At 72.3% G+C, this 14266-nt stretch carries 10 protein-coding genes; 8 read left to right on the top strand and 2 right to left on the bottom strand.

Annotation, left to right across the window (positions count from 1 at the left end; all coding sequences use genetic code 11):
* Positions 1-105 precede the first annotated feature (105 nt).
* From mtrA to TR50_RS37235, 3 genes are read left to right on the top strand one after another with little or no spacing between them, the layout of a single operon-like run.
* A complete protein-coding gene (mtrA, locus tag TR50_RS37245; RefSeq protein WP_042389953.1) occupies positions 106-783 on the top strand; it encodes an MtrAB system response regulator MtrA in 678 nt (225 codons plus the stop codon).
* 1 nt (position 784) lies between these two features.
* The gene (gene mtrB / locus TR50_RS37240; protein WP_052441774.1) at positions 785-2941 is read left to right on the top strand and encodes an MtrAB system histidine kinase MtrB; all 2157 of its coding nucleotides are present in this window, start codon (positions 785-787) and stop codon (positions 2939-2941) included.
* Positions 2928-4796 carry an LpqB family beta-propeller domain-containing protein gene (locus TR50_RS37235; RefSeq protein WP_152648843.1) on the top strand — a complete coding sequence of 623 codons (1869 nt, stop codon included), beginning with the start codon at positions 2928-2930 and terminating at the stop codon, positions 4794-4796. The genes mtrB and TR50_RS37235 overlap by 14 nt, the downstream gene beginning before the upstream one ends.
* Positions 4797-4862: 66 nt before the next feature.
* On the opposite strand, the gene TR50_RS37230 is transcribed toward TR50_RS37235, so the two are convergent.
* The gene (locus TR50_RS37230) at positions 4863-5567 is read right to left on the bottom strand and encodes a ComF family protein (RefSeq protein WP_236654751.1); all 705 of its coding nucleotides are present in this window, start codon (positions 5565-5567) and stop codon (positions 4863-4865) included.
* 388 nt (positions 5568-5955) lie between these two features.
* Between TR50_RS37230 and hpf the strand changes: the two genes are divergently transcribed.
* Positions 5956-6579, top strand: coding sequence for a ribosome hibernation-promoting factor, HPF/YfiA family (gene hpf / locus TR50_RS37225; protein WP_042432995.1), 624 nt, complete (start codon positions 5956-5958; stop codon positions 6577-6579).
* Between the two features lie 165 nt (positions 6580-6744).
* Positions 6745-7413: a response regulator gene (locus TR50_RS37220; protein ID WP_042389936.1), complete on the top strand. Its 669-nt coding sequence runs from the start codon at positions 6745-6747 to the stop codon at positions 7411-7413.
* A gap of 10 nt (positions 7414-7423) precedes the next feature.
* Here the strand turns inward: TR50_RS37220 and TR50_RS37215 are convergent, their stop codons facing one another.
* Positions 7424-8608, bottom strand: a complete 1185-nt coding sequence (locus TR50_RS37215; protein ID WP_042432992.1) for a winged helix-turn-helix domain-containing protein — start codon at positions 8606-8608, stop codon at positions 7424-7426.
* A 275-nt stretch (positions 8609-8883) separates the two neighbouring features.
* Here TR50_RS37215 and TR50_RS37210 point away from each other — a divergent pair, with 275 nt between their 5' ends.
* The 3 genes from TR50_RS37210 to TR50_RS37200 all read left to right on the top strand — a co-directional run bounded on the left by TR50_RS37210 (position 8884) and on the right by TR50_RS37200 (position 14245).
* Positions 8884-11118 carry a hypothetical protein gene (locus TR50_RS37210; protein ID WP_063775227.1) on the top strand — a complete coding sequence of 745 codons (2235 nt, stop codon included), beginning with the start codon at positions 8884-8886 and terminating at the stop codon, positions 11116-11118.
* 170 nt (positions 11119-11288) lie between these two features.
* Positions 11289-12809, top strand: coding sequence for a GT4 family glycosyltransferase PelF (pelF, locus tag TR50_RS37205; RefSeq protein WP_052441773.1), 1521 nt, complete (start codon positions 11289-11291; stop codon positions 12807-12809).
* Entirely contained in the window at positions 12806-14245 is a 1440-nt protein-coding gene (locus tag TR50_RS37200; protein WP_152648842.1) for a hypothetical protein, read from the top strand. Before pelF ends, TR50_RS37200 begins: the two co-directional genes overlap by 4 nt.
* The last annotated feature ends 21 nt before the right edge of the window (positions 14246-14266 follow it).

Here is a 14266-nt window from a genome sequence, read left to right as displayed (position 1 = left end):
TCCGGCCTTGTGCCGGAGGGGCTCTACTGCGTTTCCGGCAGGTTGTGGCGGAAGTCTCGCCAACTGTGCCCCAGGTCACGTTTCGGATCTGAGACCATGGACACCATGAAGGGACGCGTCCTGATCGTCGATGACGACACTGCTCTGGCCGAGATGCTTGGCATCGTGCTGCGTGGAGAGGGGTTCGAGCCGAGCTTCGTCGCGGACGGCGACAAGGCTCTTGCGGTCTTCCGCGAGGTCAAGCCTGACCTCGTGCTCCTGGACCTGATGCTGCCCGGCAGGGACGGGATCGACGTCTGCCGGCAGATCCGTGCCGAGTCCGGCGTGCCGATCGTCATGCTGACCGCCAAGACCGACACGGTCGACGTGGTGGTGGGCCTGGAGTCCGGTGCGGATGACTACATGACCAAGCCGTTCAAGCCGAAGGAGCTCGTGGCCCGTGTGCGCGCGCGCCTGCGCCGTGCTGAGGAGCCGAGCCCGGAGCAGCTGACCATCGGCGACCTGGTGATCGACGTCGCCGGCCACTCCGTGAAGCGTGACGGCCGCAGCATTCCGCTGACCCCGCTGGAGTTCGACCTCCTGGTCGCCCTGGCCCGCAAGCCGTGGCAGGTCTTCACGCGTGAGGTGCTGCTGGAGCAGGTGTGGGGTTACCGGCACGCCGCCGACACCCGCCTGGTCAACGTCCACGTGCAGCGGCTTCGCTCCAAGATCGAGCGGGACCCGGAGCGCCCCGAGATCGTCGTGACGGTCCGCGGTGTCGGCTACAAGGCGGGTCCGAACTGAGATGAGCGGTCAGGCCCCCGCCGCCCTGCCCCAGACGGACGGCGGGCGGTCGACCACCCAGCAGTCTCTGTTCAGCGCCCTGTGGCGGCAGCTGCGGAGACCGGCCCGGCGTGCCGTCGGGTTGTACCGGCGTTCCATCCAGCTGCGCGTCGTGGCGATGACGCTCGTGCTCTCGCTCGGTGTGGTGCTGCTGCTGGGCGTCGTCGTGATGAACCAGGTCCGCAACGGGCTGCTCCAGACGAAGATGCAGTCGGCCCAGACGCAGGCCGAGAGCGGGTTCGCGGCGGCCAAGACCGCTGCGGGGAGCCTGAGCGGGTACGCCCACAAGGCGGGCGGCAGCGCGTCCTCGCAGACCGGGGTCGGCACGGGTTCGGAGTCGCTTCCGGACGTCGGCGAGGTCATGAACGAGCAGGTCCAGACGCTGGCCACGAGCGGCGCCGGGTCCTACTACGTGGTCGGCCTGCCGACGAGCGGCGACTCCTCGAACGCGACGTCCCGGGCCATGCCCGCCTCGGGTGGGGTGGATCCGACGGCGACGATTCCGGGGGATCTGCAGCAGCGGGTGGCGGCGAACCCGGGCAACCCGGAGAGCGCGTACACCACCGTCACGTTCCAGAACGGGACCCAGAGCCAGCCGGGCGTGGTCATCGGCGAGCAGATATCGCTGCCGAACGAGGGGAACGGCCAGTACGGCGCGGCGGCCGTCAACGGCTCCTACCAGCTCTACTACGTCTTCCCGTTCAACCAGGAGACCAGCACGCTGAACCTGGTCACCGGCACGCTGGCGACCGCCGGGGTGTTCGTGGTGATCCTGCTGGGCGCGATCTCCTGGCTGGTGGTGCGGCAGGTGGTGACTCCGCTGCGGATGGCGGCGGAGATCTCCGAGCAGTTGGCCTCCGGCCGGCTCGAGGAGCGGATGAAGGTCTCCGGCACGGACGACATCACCCGCCTCGGCGAATCGTTCAACCGCATGGCCGGGGCCCTGCAGGCGCAGATCCGCCAGCTGGAGGAGCTTTCGCGGGTCCAGCGCCGCTTCGTCTCGGACGTCTCGCACGAGCTGCGCACACCGCTGACGACGGTCCGTATGGCTGCCGATCTGCTCTACGAGGCCCGCGAGGACTTCGGCGACCCGATGGCGGTGCGCTCGGCCGAGCTGCTGCAGAACCAGCTGGACCGCTTCGAGTCGCTGCTGGCGGACCTGCTGGAGATCAGCCGCTTCGACGCCGGGGCCGCGATCCTCGACTCGGAGCCCACCGACCTGCGTGAGGTCGTCGGTCGCGTGATCGACGGCGCCGGTCCCCTGGCCGAGCGCAAGGGCAGCGCGGTGCGGATCGTCGGCGGCGACGAGCCGGTCGTGGCCGAGTGCGACCCGCGGCGGATCGAGCGCATCCTGCGCAATCTCGTGGTCAACGCGCTGGAGCACGGTGAAGGCCGGGACATCGAGGTCCTCATGGCCACCCGGGACGGCGCGGTGGCGGTCGCGGTGCGCGACCACGGCATCGGGCTCAAGCCCGGTGAGGCGGCGCGTGTCTTCAACCGCTTCTGGCGCGCCGACCCGGCCCGCGCCCGTACGACGGGAGGGACCGGCCTCGGCCTGTCGATCGCCCTGGAGGACGCGGCCCTGCACGGGGGCTGGCTGCACGCCTGGGGCGAGCCGGGCGGCGGCTCGCAGTTCCGCCTCACGATTCCGCGTAGCGCGGGCACGGAGATCACCCGGTCCCCGATCCCGCTGGAGCCGGAGGACTCGCGCGGCAACCTCGGCCTGGACATCTCCGGCAGTCCGTATCGCCGGATGAGGCCCGCCGGTGCGACGGCGCTGCCGGCCGCTGGTGAGCTGGAGCCGGGCCAGGCCCAGCCGAGCCTGGGTCCCGGGCTCGGCGGTGTGCTCGGCTACGGTTCGGTCATCCCGGCGCTGCCCGGTCCGACGCGTGCCACACCGGCCAGCAATCCCGCTGATCTGGGCACTGTCTCCGGTCTCAGGGCGGGTTTCGCTCCCGGCGGCGCCCAGGTCGTCGTGCCCGGCACGGTGACGACCCGCACGGAAGAGGTGCGAACGGAAGAGGTGCGTGCGGACGAGCCCAGGGAGCCGAGGGTGCCGCGGGAGCGGCAGCAGGCGGACGGGTCGCACGAGGGAGAGGGAACGCGTGAAGAGGTCTGAGCGGTCGCGGCGCCGTGCGGTCCGGGTTGTGGCGCTGTCGGGTGCCGTGCTCGGCCTGGCCGGTTGCGCCACGATGCCGAGCAGCGGTCCGGCCGCCCTCGGCCCGACGGCCTCGGGCAACACGCAGAACACCCGGGTGGAGCTGATCCCGGTGCCGCCGGCCGACCAGGAGGCGCCGAACCAGCTGCTCTACGGCTTCCTGGACGCGCTGGGCAGTGACCAGTCGGACTACCGGACCGCGCGGCTCTATCTCAGCGATCCGAACTGGCAGCCCTCGGGCGCGGTGGACGTGCTGGACACGACCCCGGCGCTGCACCAGACGCAGTCGGGCTCCGATCCGAAGAGCTTCACGATCACCGCCAGCGGTACCGAGGTCGCCTCGCTGGACACGCACGGCTCGTACACGGCCGCTGCCCCCGGCACGACGGTCAACGTCGACTACCACTTCAAGATGAACGACAAGGGCCAGTGGCGGATCGTCGACCCGCCCGCGACCGTGCTCACCAGCAGCCGTGACTTCCAGCGGATATACCAGTCGGTCAACCTGTTCTTCCCCGCGGCGGCCGGCCACACGACCGCCGGCGTGAGCCCGCTGGTGGCCGACCCGGTCTACATCCGCGACCGCGTCGACAACCCGCTGCAGTTGGCGGCGCAGCAGCTGGTCAACGGACCGAGCACCTGGTTGCAGCCCGTCGTCACCTCGGGCTTCCCGGCGGACTCGTCGAACGCCAGGATCGAGCTGGACGCCAGCGCTCCCCAGGCCAAGGCGTACCTCTCGCTGGGGGCGGACGCGGACTGGAGTCCGGGCGCCTGCCAGATGATGGCGGCGCAGCTCTACGCCACACTCACGCAGGGCACCACGAACATCCAGGCCACGGCCACCCCGCCGACCTCGGTGGCTCTCTACCGTGACAAGAAGGGCCCGGCCGTCTGCGCCACGTCTTCGGAGGGCGGCTACAACCCCGTGCGCGTGGGCGCGACGACGGCGTACTTCCTCGGCGAGGACCACCATCTGCAGAGCGTCACGCCGGCGGTGGGCTCCACCTCTGCCGCGGTGGAGGACGTGCCGGGCAAGCTGGTTCCGGCGGGCACCACGATCGGCGCGTTCGCGGTCTCCCCGGACCCGGAGGGCAACGTGGCGTCCGTCTCGGCCGACGGCCGGGCGCTGTACGTGAGCAGTCTCCACGCCACGACCGCGCCCACGACGCCGGCGCTGCGCAGTGTCACGCCGGGCGCGCTCTCCTCGCCCAGCTGGGACGGGACCGACACGCTGTGGGCGGTCGACACCGAGCCCGACGGGACGACGCTGCGCGCGGTGACCAGCGGCACGTCCGTGCCGGTCGACGTTCAGGGCCTTCCGGCGGGGGCGACGATCGAGCAGGTCCGGGTGGCGCCCGACGGTGCGCGGATTGCGCTGCTGGTGAAGAACGGCGGCGACACGACGGTCGAGATCGGCCGGGTGCGGCACAGCCCGGCGGCCGACGCCACGCACCAGGTGCCGTCGCTGACCGTGGAGCAGTTGCGGCAGACCGCGACGGGCATCACCTCGATCTCGTCGCTGTCCTGGCAGGACGGTGACGGTCTGGTGGTCGTGGGTCAGCAGACCGGGACCACCAGCGTCATCCCGGTCGAGATGGACGGGAGCCCGTCCTCGCTGGGGACGATCCAGACGCTGAGCGGGGTCACCGACGTGACGACCCTGCCCGGAGACCCGCAGCTGTGGCTCCTCGCCACGGCGAAGAACGCCGACGAGGAGAACGAGGTCTTCTTCTCGCAGTTGACGGCGTTCCGCTGGCTGCCGATCACCACGTCCACGTCGACGAGCAAGGGCAGCGGGGTGCGCTTCCCCGGCTGACAGCCGGGAGCTGGGCCGGGAGCCGGGTCGGAGCCGCCGTGCGTGGGCGGCTCCGGCCCGGTGAGGTCATGCCGCCGCGACGACCGCCGCGGCCAGGACGTCGATTCCGGCGTCTGAGAGGGCGCGGGCCGCCTCGGCGAGGCTTGCTCCGGTGGTGACGAGGTCGTCGACGACCACGACGTGGCCGGTGTGGAGGAGGGCGTCGGCGCCGCGGGTGATCCGGAGCGCGCCGGCGAGGTTGCGGCGGCGCGCGGGCGCGTCGAGGCCGGCCTGGTCGGCGACGGCGCGGGCGTGGCGCAGCGCGGGCACGACGCGGGCGGGGACGCCGCGGGAGCGCAGCGACGCCGTGGCGGCGCGGGCGAGGCGCGTGGTCGGGTCGTGGCCGCGGGCGCGGGTCGCGGAAGCCGTGGACGGCATCGGCACCAGCAGCAGGGGGCGCGCGCCTTGCCGGTGGGGCGCGGGTGTCAGGGGGACCGCCGTGTGGACGGCCCGTGCGAGCGCGCGGCCGAGCGGTGCGGCGAGCCGCATCGCGCCGCGTTCCTTGTGGGCCAGCAGCGCCTGCCTGACGGCTCCGCCGTACGGCAGGGCGGCGTAGACCTCGGGCAGGCCGGCCGGTGGGTGGCCGGGCCTGGCGCGGCTCGGGTCTGGCTGTTCCAGCTGGACGCGGCAGGGCGCGCAGAGCTGCGCGTGCGGGCTGCCGCAGCCCACGCAGTCGGTGGGCAGGAGCAGGTCGAGCACAGCGTCGAGGGCGCGAATCGGTGACTGTTCCACGGAGCCTCCTCACGCGATCAGAGATACGGTCGGAGATACACACGGAAGGAGTGCCAAGAGTGCCCCGACCACCCCGATGACGAGGGCCATTCACGTGATGTTCATCCGAACGGGGGCAGCCACCGCGCGGGGGCTGTACAACGACCGCGCGCGCGGCGAATTTGGACGGCAGGACGTATGGCTCCCTGACTCGGGGACTTCAGTCCCGTGTCGGGCAGGCGAATTCCAGGGAACCGTTGTTCCATGGGGTTCCCACCGTTCCGACTGGGGATGAAGGGGACAGAGGGGCGGTTCCGCCCGACCCCCCGAGCGGGTGGGGCTGCGTACTCGACGGGCCCTGCGGACCTCTGGGTCCGCGGGCATGAAGCGCGAAGGATCGGAGTTCTGCGTGGACATCGTCGTCAAGGGTCGCAAGACCGAGGTTCCGGAGCGGTTCCGCAGGCACGTCGCCGAGAAGCTCGAGCGGATCAACAAGCTCGACGGCAAGGTGATCAGCGTCGACGTGGAGCTCTCGAAGGAACACAACCCGCGCCAGTCCGACCACGCCGACCAGGTGGAGATCACGCTCCGCAGCCGTGGCCCGGTGATCAGGGCGGAGGCGAGCTCCTCCGACCCGTACTCCGCGCTCGACCTCGCGTCCGCGAAGTTGGACGCGCAGTTGCGCAAGGCCGCGGACCGACGGCGGATCAGCAAGGGGCCCCGGGCGCCGATGAGCGTCGCCCAGGCGACCGCCGCGCTGTCGGACACGCCGGGGCAGGCGACGCCCGAGGAGCTGAGCCCGCCCAAGAGGACGATGCAGGGATCCGTGGCGGTGGAGGGTGACGGGCCGTTGGTGGTCCGCGAGAAGACCCACCCCGCCGCACCGATGGCGCTGGACCAGGCGCTGTACGAGATGGAGTTGGTCGGCCACGACTTCTACCTGTTCGTGGACTCCGACAGTCTGCAGCCGAGTGTGGTCTACCGGCGCCACGCCTACGACTACGGTGTGATCCACCTGAAGGTCGAGGAGTGACGGCCCGCCTGACGGCGCACCGGCACGAGTAGGACCGGCAATACTGCATGACAGAGGGTTCCTCCGGCACACTTCCGGGGGAACCCTCTTCGGGCGCGTGATCACGATCACCACAATGCGTGGAATCATGTCGCTGAAAGCCGCCCACGGAGGGGGAGGGACCGGATGGTGGAGCCGATCCGGGTACTGGTCGTGGACGACCACGCGCTGTTCCGGCGCGGACTGGAGATCGTCCTGGCCCAGGAGGAGGACATCGCGGTCGTCGGCGAGGCCGGAGACGGCGCCGAGGCTGTGGAGAAGGCGGCCGACCTGCTGCCCGACATCATCTTGATGGACGTGCGGATGCCGCGCCGCGGCGGCATCGAGGCGTGCACGGCCATCAAGGAGGTCGCGCCCAGCACGAAGATCATCATGTTGACGATCAGCGACGAGGAGGCCGACCTCTACGAGGCGATCAAGGCGGGGGCCACCGGCTACCTGCTCAAGGAGATCTCCACGGACGAGGTGGCCACGGCGATCCGCGCGGTGGCGGACGGCCAGTCGCAGATCAGCCCCTCCATGGCGGCCAAGCTGCTGACGGAGTTCAAATCGATGATCCAGAAGCGGACCGACCAGCAGGAGCTGCTGCCCGCACCCCGGCTGACGGACCGTGAGATGGAGGTGCTCAAGCTGGTGGCCACCGGGCTGAACAACCGGGACATCGCCAAGCAGCTCTTCATCAGCGAGAACACCGTGAAGAACCACGTCCGCAACATCCTGGAGAAGCTGCAGCTCCACTCCCGCATGGAGGCCGTGGTCTACGCGATGCGGGAGAAGATCCTCGAAATAGGCTGATCCGCTCGGCTCAGGCAGCCAGCAGCTTCTCCAGCGGGGCGCGCAGCGTCTCGTCGTGGAGCTGTTCGACGCGCACGGACGAGCAGCCGACCCACTGCGCGGCCTCGCGCAGCGCCTCGGCGAGAGCGGGGACGGCCTTGGCCGTGGTGAGCGAGACCTGACGGGCCACCAGCGTCGTGCCCTCGCGGGCCGGATCGACCCGGCCGACCAGCCGGCCGCCGGCGAGCAGCGGCATGGTGAAGTAGCCGTGCACGCGCTTGTCCTTGGGCGTGTAGGCCTCCAGGCGGTGGGTGAAGCCGAAGATCCGCTCGGTGCGGGCGCGGTCCCAGATCAGTGAGTCGAACGGGGAGAGCAGCGTGGTGCGGTGGCGCCCGCGCGGCTCGGCGGCGAGGGCGGCCGGATCCGCCCAGGCCCGCGCCGGCTGCCCGGACGAGCCGTTCCGCTCCCAACCGGCGACGCGGACCGGCGTCAGACCCGAGCCGGGCAGGGCGGCGGTGACCTGCTCGACCCGCAGCCGGTGGTAGTCGGCCAAGTCCTTCTCGGTGGCGACCCCGAGGGCCTGGCCGGACTGGAACACCAACTGCCGCAGGCAGGCGTCGTCGGCGGGCTCCGACTCCAGGAGCCCGGCCGGGACGGCCTGCTCCGCCAGCGCGTAGACGCGACGCCAGCCGCGGCGCTCCGCGCAGACCACGACGCCCGTGTCGAGCAGCCACTCGACGGCGATCTTGGACTCCGACCAGTCCCACCACTCGCCGCCCCGCTTGGCGCCGCCCAACTCCTTGGTGGTGAGCGGCCCCTCCCCCCGCAGCTTGGCGATGATCTCGGCGCAGGACCGCTCGGCGTCCTCCATGCGGTGCCAGCGGTGGCCACGGCTCAGGAAGGCGCGGCGCCGGAAGGCGAAGAGCGGCCACTCCTCGATCGGCAGCACGCAGGCGGCATGGGACCAGTACTCGAACGAGCGGTTGCCGCTCCAGTAGGCCGCCTCGACCGCGTCGCGCCCGACCGCGCCGAGCCGGGCGTAGGGGATCAGCTCGTGCGACCGGGCCAGCACGGAGATGGTGTCCAACTGCACCGAGCCGAGCCTGCGCAGCATCGCGCGCACCCCGCCGCGGCGGTCCGGCGCACCGAGGAACCCCTGCGCGCGCAGGGCGATCCGGCGGGCCTGGTCACTGGAGAGCTCGAGAGGTGTCGCCATGCCCGCAGCCTAGGGCGAAGCACTGACACCGTCAGCGGCACCGCTCACCGGATCGGGTGACCCGAATCAAACTCGCGTCCCGAATCTCACGCCCAGGAGTGGAGAAATCAGTGAGCGCCCCCTCCCGGCAGACCCCGCTCCTAGCCTGGTCCCGCAGCTGATCGAGCTGCCCTGTGGGGGCTTTCGGGGACTCCTTCGGATTCCTCGTCTTCCGATTTCTTTTCTGATTCTTCGGCGCGCGCGGTCAGTCCTGCGCGCGCCCGGGAGGGGACGACATGGGTCGCAGGACCCGATGGGCCGCCGCGTTCGTCGCGGCGGGGCTGCTGGCGTGCATGACGCCGGCGGCCGGGGCGCAGGCGGCGAGCGGCACGCAGCGCATCGACCTCAAGGTGCTCGTGGTCGACGACGGAGGCCCGTCCGTGGCCGCGATCGTCAACGAGCTCGATCTCACCGGCACGCCCTACACGCGGGTGAGCCTGACCGACGCGAACCGCCCGGTGATCAACGCCGCGTTCCTCAGCGGCACCGACGGCTCCGGCCGGGCGGAGGGGCGGTACCAGGCGGTCGTGCTGCCCAACAACGCGCCGTTCCCGGCCGGTTCGGCCGAGATGGCGGCGCTGCAGGGCTACGAGGCGCAGTTCGGCGTCCGCCAGGTCGACGCCTACACCTACGCCCAGCCCGCCGTCGGCCTCAACTGGGCCGCGAACCCCGGCTTCATCGGGGCGCTCGACGGCATGCAGGGCAGCGTCACGGCAGCGGGCCTCGGCGGGTCCTTCGACTACCTCAAGGGCGGCGTCCCCTTCGAGGACAACGACCCGAACGTGACGGAGAGCTACGGCTACCTGGCCACGCCGCTGGCCACGCAGGCGTCCGGCGCCTCGTTCACGCCGCTGGTGACCATGCCGATCCCGAACGGCGGGGGCGCCCAGGGCGTGCTCGCGGGCGAGTACGACCACGGCGGGATCTCCGAGCTGGTGCTCACCTTCGACTACAACCAGTACCAGCAGCAGTACCGGCTGCTGGCCCGCGGGATCGTCGACTGGATGACCCAGGGCATCCACCTCGGCTTCGACCGCGACTACTTCTCCATGAACGTCGACGACGTGCTCCTCCCCGACGACCGGTGGAGCTCCACGGCGAAGTGCACGCCCGGCGACGCCGCCTCCGCCTGCCAGGGCACCCCGGCCGCCTCCGAGATCCGGATGACCCCGGCCGACGTCAGCTACGCGGTGCAGTGGGAGCAGGCGCACAACTTCACCTTCGACTTCCTCTTCAACGGCGGCGGCAGTGACGACGCGACGCAGAACGGCAAGGTCGACGACCCGCTGACCGACGCGCTGCTGCAGGACAAGTCCTCGTTCCGCTGGGTCAACCACACCTACGACCACCCGTTCCTGGGCTGCGTGCAGAACACCGCGACGGTCCCGTGGTCCTGCACCACGGACGCGAGCGGGAACGTCTCGTGGGTCGACGAGCAGACCATCGAGAGCGCGATCAGCCAGAACGTCGCCTGGGCCACCCAGCACGGCCTCTCCGTCGACCGGACCGAGCTGGTCACCGGAGAGCACTCGGGGCTGAAGACGCTGCCGCAGCAGCCCGTCGACAACCCCAACCTGGCCCCGGCGCTGAACGCCGAGGGCGTGAAGTGGACGGGCAGCGACCACTCCCGCGAGCCCGACCAGCGGGCCGTGGGCAACGCGCTCACCGTTCCGCGCTTCCCGATGAACGTGTACTACAACGCCGGCAAGGTCGCCGACGAGGTGGACGAGTACAACTGGCTCTACACCTCCACCGCCCAGGGCGGCAGCGGCACCTGCACCGCCAACCCGGCGACGACCACCTGTCTGCCCGCCCCGCTGGACGAGACGACGGGCTACAGCGGCTACATCGTGCCGCTGGAGGCCCGGATCGACATGGGGCACATCCTCGGCGACAACCCCGATCCGCACTACGCCCACCAGTCCAACCTCGCCGAGGACCGCATCCTCTACCCGGTGCTGGACACCCTGTTCGCCACCTACGGCCAGCTGATGGCGGCCAACGCCCCCCTCGTCAACCTGCGTGAGTCCGCGATCGGAGCCGAGCTCCAGCAGCGCTCGGCCTGGCAGGCGGCGGTGTCCGCCGGCAAGGTCACGGCCTACCGCGTGGGCGGCACCGTCACCGTGCAGGCCCCGTCCGGGGTGCAGGTCCCGGTCACCATGCCGAACGGCACGGTCCAGCCGGGCCTGCTGGGCCTCGGCTCGACGGCCGCCGGCACCGCCTACGCGGGCGAGCTCTCCGGCTGGCTGTCGCCGAAACTGCTGCAGAGCGGGGTCACCCTCACGCTGACCTCCGCCGGCACACCCGCCGCTCCCGCTGCACCGGCCGCACCCGCTGCGGCGGGCACGAAGGCCGCCCCGGCCCCGACGGTCGCCCCGGCGCAGACCAGGCCGGCCCAGCCCGCGTCGGTGGCGCGCCAGGTGCCGCTCACCCCGGCCGGGGTGGCGCTCCTGCCGCAGGGGCGGAAGTAGCCGAGGCATCGCGGGGCACCGCAGGAACGGCAAGGAACGGCAAGGAACGGACGGACAGAGCCGTCGAGCACCACCGCCATCACCAGTCGCACAGACGGCAGAGCCAGGGCCCGGGACGCAACGCCCCGGGCCCTGGCCCGCCGCGAACGCCCGAGGGGGGCCGAGCCCGTATGAACAGCCCGGGGCCGCTTGAGGTCACCATGCTGACGGAGGGCACGTATCCGTACATCCACGGTGGCGTCAGCACCTGGTGCGACCAGTTGGTCCACGGGATGCCCGACGTCCGCTTCCACGTCCTGGGGATCACCGGCTCGGGCGCGGAGCCGGTGGTCTGGCCGCTGCCGAGGCAGGTCGCCTCGGTCAGCACCGTGCCGCTGTGGGGTCCCACACCGGGGGGTCGGGCCCCGCGCGGGCGGGCGCTGCGGCGCTTCCTCGCCGGCTACGAGCGCTTCCTGCTCTCGCTGCTCGATCCGGACTTCGAGCACCACTTCGCCGACGAGCTCTACCAGCTCTCCGAATTCGCGCTGACCGGCGGCTCGTTGACGGCCGCGCTGCGCACCGAGGGCGCACTGCGCTCGCTCCAGGGAGTCTGGCGGCTGCCGTTCCTGGCCACCAGCAGGGACCGGCCCACGCTGCGCGACGCGCTGGAGGGCACCGACCTGCTGGAGCACGCGCTGCGTCCGCTCGCCGTCCAGCCGCCCGCGCGCGGCGTCGCGCACGTCGCGACGGGCGGGCTCGCCGCGCTGCCCGCCCTGGCGGCCCGCCGCTTCCACGGCGTGCCGCTGCTCCTCTCCGAGCACGGCATCTACCTGCGCGAGCGCTTCCTCGGTTTCCGCAACCCGCCGTTCCGCCGTCCGGTCAAGACGCTGCTGCTCGGCTTCTACCGGATGCTCGCCACCGAGAGCTACCGCTGCGCCGACGTCGTCGCGCCGTGCAACCGGTACAACCGCCGCTGGGAGGAGCACGGCGGTTGCGACCCGCGGCGCATCCGCACCGTCTACAACGGCGTGGATCTGCGGCAGTTCCCCGTCGCCGGTCCCGAGCCCGAGGAGCTGACGCTCAGTTGGGCCGGACGGATCGACCCGATCAAGGACCTGGAGACGCTGCTGCGCGCCTTCGCGCTGGTGCGCGCCGAGCTGCCGCAGGTGCGGCTGCGCCTCTTCGGCGGTGTGCCCGCCGGGGGAGAGGCGTACCGGGCGCGGCTCGACGCGCTCGCTGAGGAGCTCGGGGTCACCGGCCGCGTCGTCTTCGAGGGCCGCGTCGACGCGGTCAAGGACGCCTACGCGGCGGGCTCGGTGGTGCTGCTCTCCAGCATCTCCGAGGGCTTCCCGTTCAGCCTGATCGAGGCGATGGCCTGCGGCCGGGCCACGGTCTCCACCGACGTGGGCGGGGTGCGGGAGGCGGTCGGCGAGACGGGCCTGGTCGTCCCCGCCCGCGAGCCCGGGGCGCTCGCCACCGCCACGCTGGCCCTGCTGCGTGATCCGGGACGCCGCGCCCGCCTGGGCGCCGCCGCACGACGCCGGGTGACGGAACGGTTCACCGTGGAGCGCACGGTGGCCCAGTACCGGGCCCTGTACGAGGAACTGTCCGGCGCGGGCAAGGAGGCGCGGCTCGCCTGCGCGGCGATCGGCGCCGAAGCCGTTCCGGTCAGCAGGGCCGTGCCCGTGGACGCCGACGGGGTCGCCGCATGAGCGGGTTCGTCGAACTCGTAAGGGGGTTGCGGCTCGATCCGGTGCCCGCGGCGTTGCCGCCGACGGCGGTGCGGCACGCGGTCGCGGAGGATCCGGCCGAGGAGATAGCGGTGCGTTTCGCCGAGGTGGCGGCCGGGGCCGTGCACGCGCTGGAGCTGGTCGCGGCGTTGGAGGCCGAGGGGCTCAGCGACGGTCAGATACAGCAGCGCTACGGCCGTCGCGACGCCTTCGAGTTGGGGGAGGAGCTGTTCCGGCGCGCCCACCCGAAGGGGCAGCGCGTCTCACGCGCCGTGCCCAAGCGGGTGCGACTGCGGTTGGCCCGCCGCCCGGCGCGCGCGTCCGCCTGGGGTGTGCCCGCGACGCGCAGTGCGCTGCGTGGTGTCCTGTTCGCCCTGCCGGGCCTCGCCTTCGTGCTGGCGGGGCCGCCGTCCGGCTCGCTGTGGTGCGCGGGCGCGGCGCTGCTGTTCTGCTGGAGCTGGAGCCAGGCGGTGGCCCACCTCGGCTATCTGCGGCTGGGCCGGGGCGAGTCGGTCGCCGCGGCGGGGTGTCTGGCCCGGGGCGGCGCGGCGGGCGTGGCGCTCTGCCTGCCGGTGGCGGCCGTCGCGGCCGCGCTGTCGGGTTCGCCGCCGGCGGCGGTCGGCTACGCGCTCGGGCAGGGGCTGTACTTCGCCTCGGCGACCGCGTTGCTGGTCCTCGGCCGCGAACGCGCGCTCGTCGGTGCGCTCACGCCGGTCGCGTGCGGCGCGCTGTGGCTGCTGGTCGCCCGGCCGGTGGGCCTGCCGGGCCCGCCGGGGCCGCTCGGTGCGCTTCTCGTCCTGCTCGCCCTGGTGTTGACGGTCCGGGCGGGCTGGCGCGAGACGGGGCGCGCCGAACCGTGGACCGGCGCGGGGAAGCCCGGGGAGCCGTCCCTGTGGCGGGACGCGGGCCAGGCGGGGGTGTTCGGTCTGGCGGTCGCCGTGCTGACGCTCGCGGACGTCGGGCCGACGACGGTGGCCCTGACGCTCAGCATGGGCGGTGCGGAGTGGTTCCTGGCGCGCTGCCGCGGGGCGATGGAGCTGGCTCTGGGCCGGGCCGGGGCCGCGCGGGAGTTCCACGGGCTGGTCCTCGGCGCGCTGCTGCGATGCCTCGGCGGCTACCTGCTGCTGGTCGCCGCGCTCGCGTGGATCGCCGAGCAGTGCTGGTCGGGGACCTCGGGGCCGGGCGTGGGCAGCCTGACGGCCCTGGCCGCGGCGATCTGGAGCGCGCAACTGCTCCAGTCCCTCGGCTTGCTCGGCCGGGCCGCGCTCGGGGCGTCCGCGGCGGCGCTCGCGCTGGTCGCGGCGCGGCTGGCGGGGGTCGACGCGGGAACGGCGCAGGCTTGGGTGGGCGTCGTCGCGGCGACGGCGCTGTTCACCCTGGCCGCGCTCGCCGTCGCCGCCGCCACCCGGCACCGGTGACGAGGCAAAGAAAGAAGTACA

Source organism: Streptacidiphilus anmyonensis (assembly GCF_000787855.1).
GTDB classification, from domain to species: Bacteria; Actinomycetota; Actinomycetes; order Streptomycetales; family Streptomycetaceae; genus Streptacidiphilus; species Streptacidiphilus anmyonensis.
Note: the sequence above shows the minus strand (reverse complement) of the source record. Positions and strands in the feature narration are given on the sequence as shown.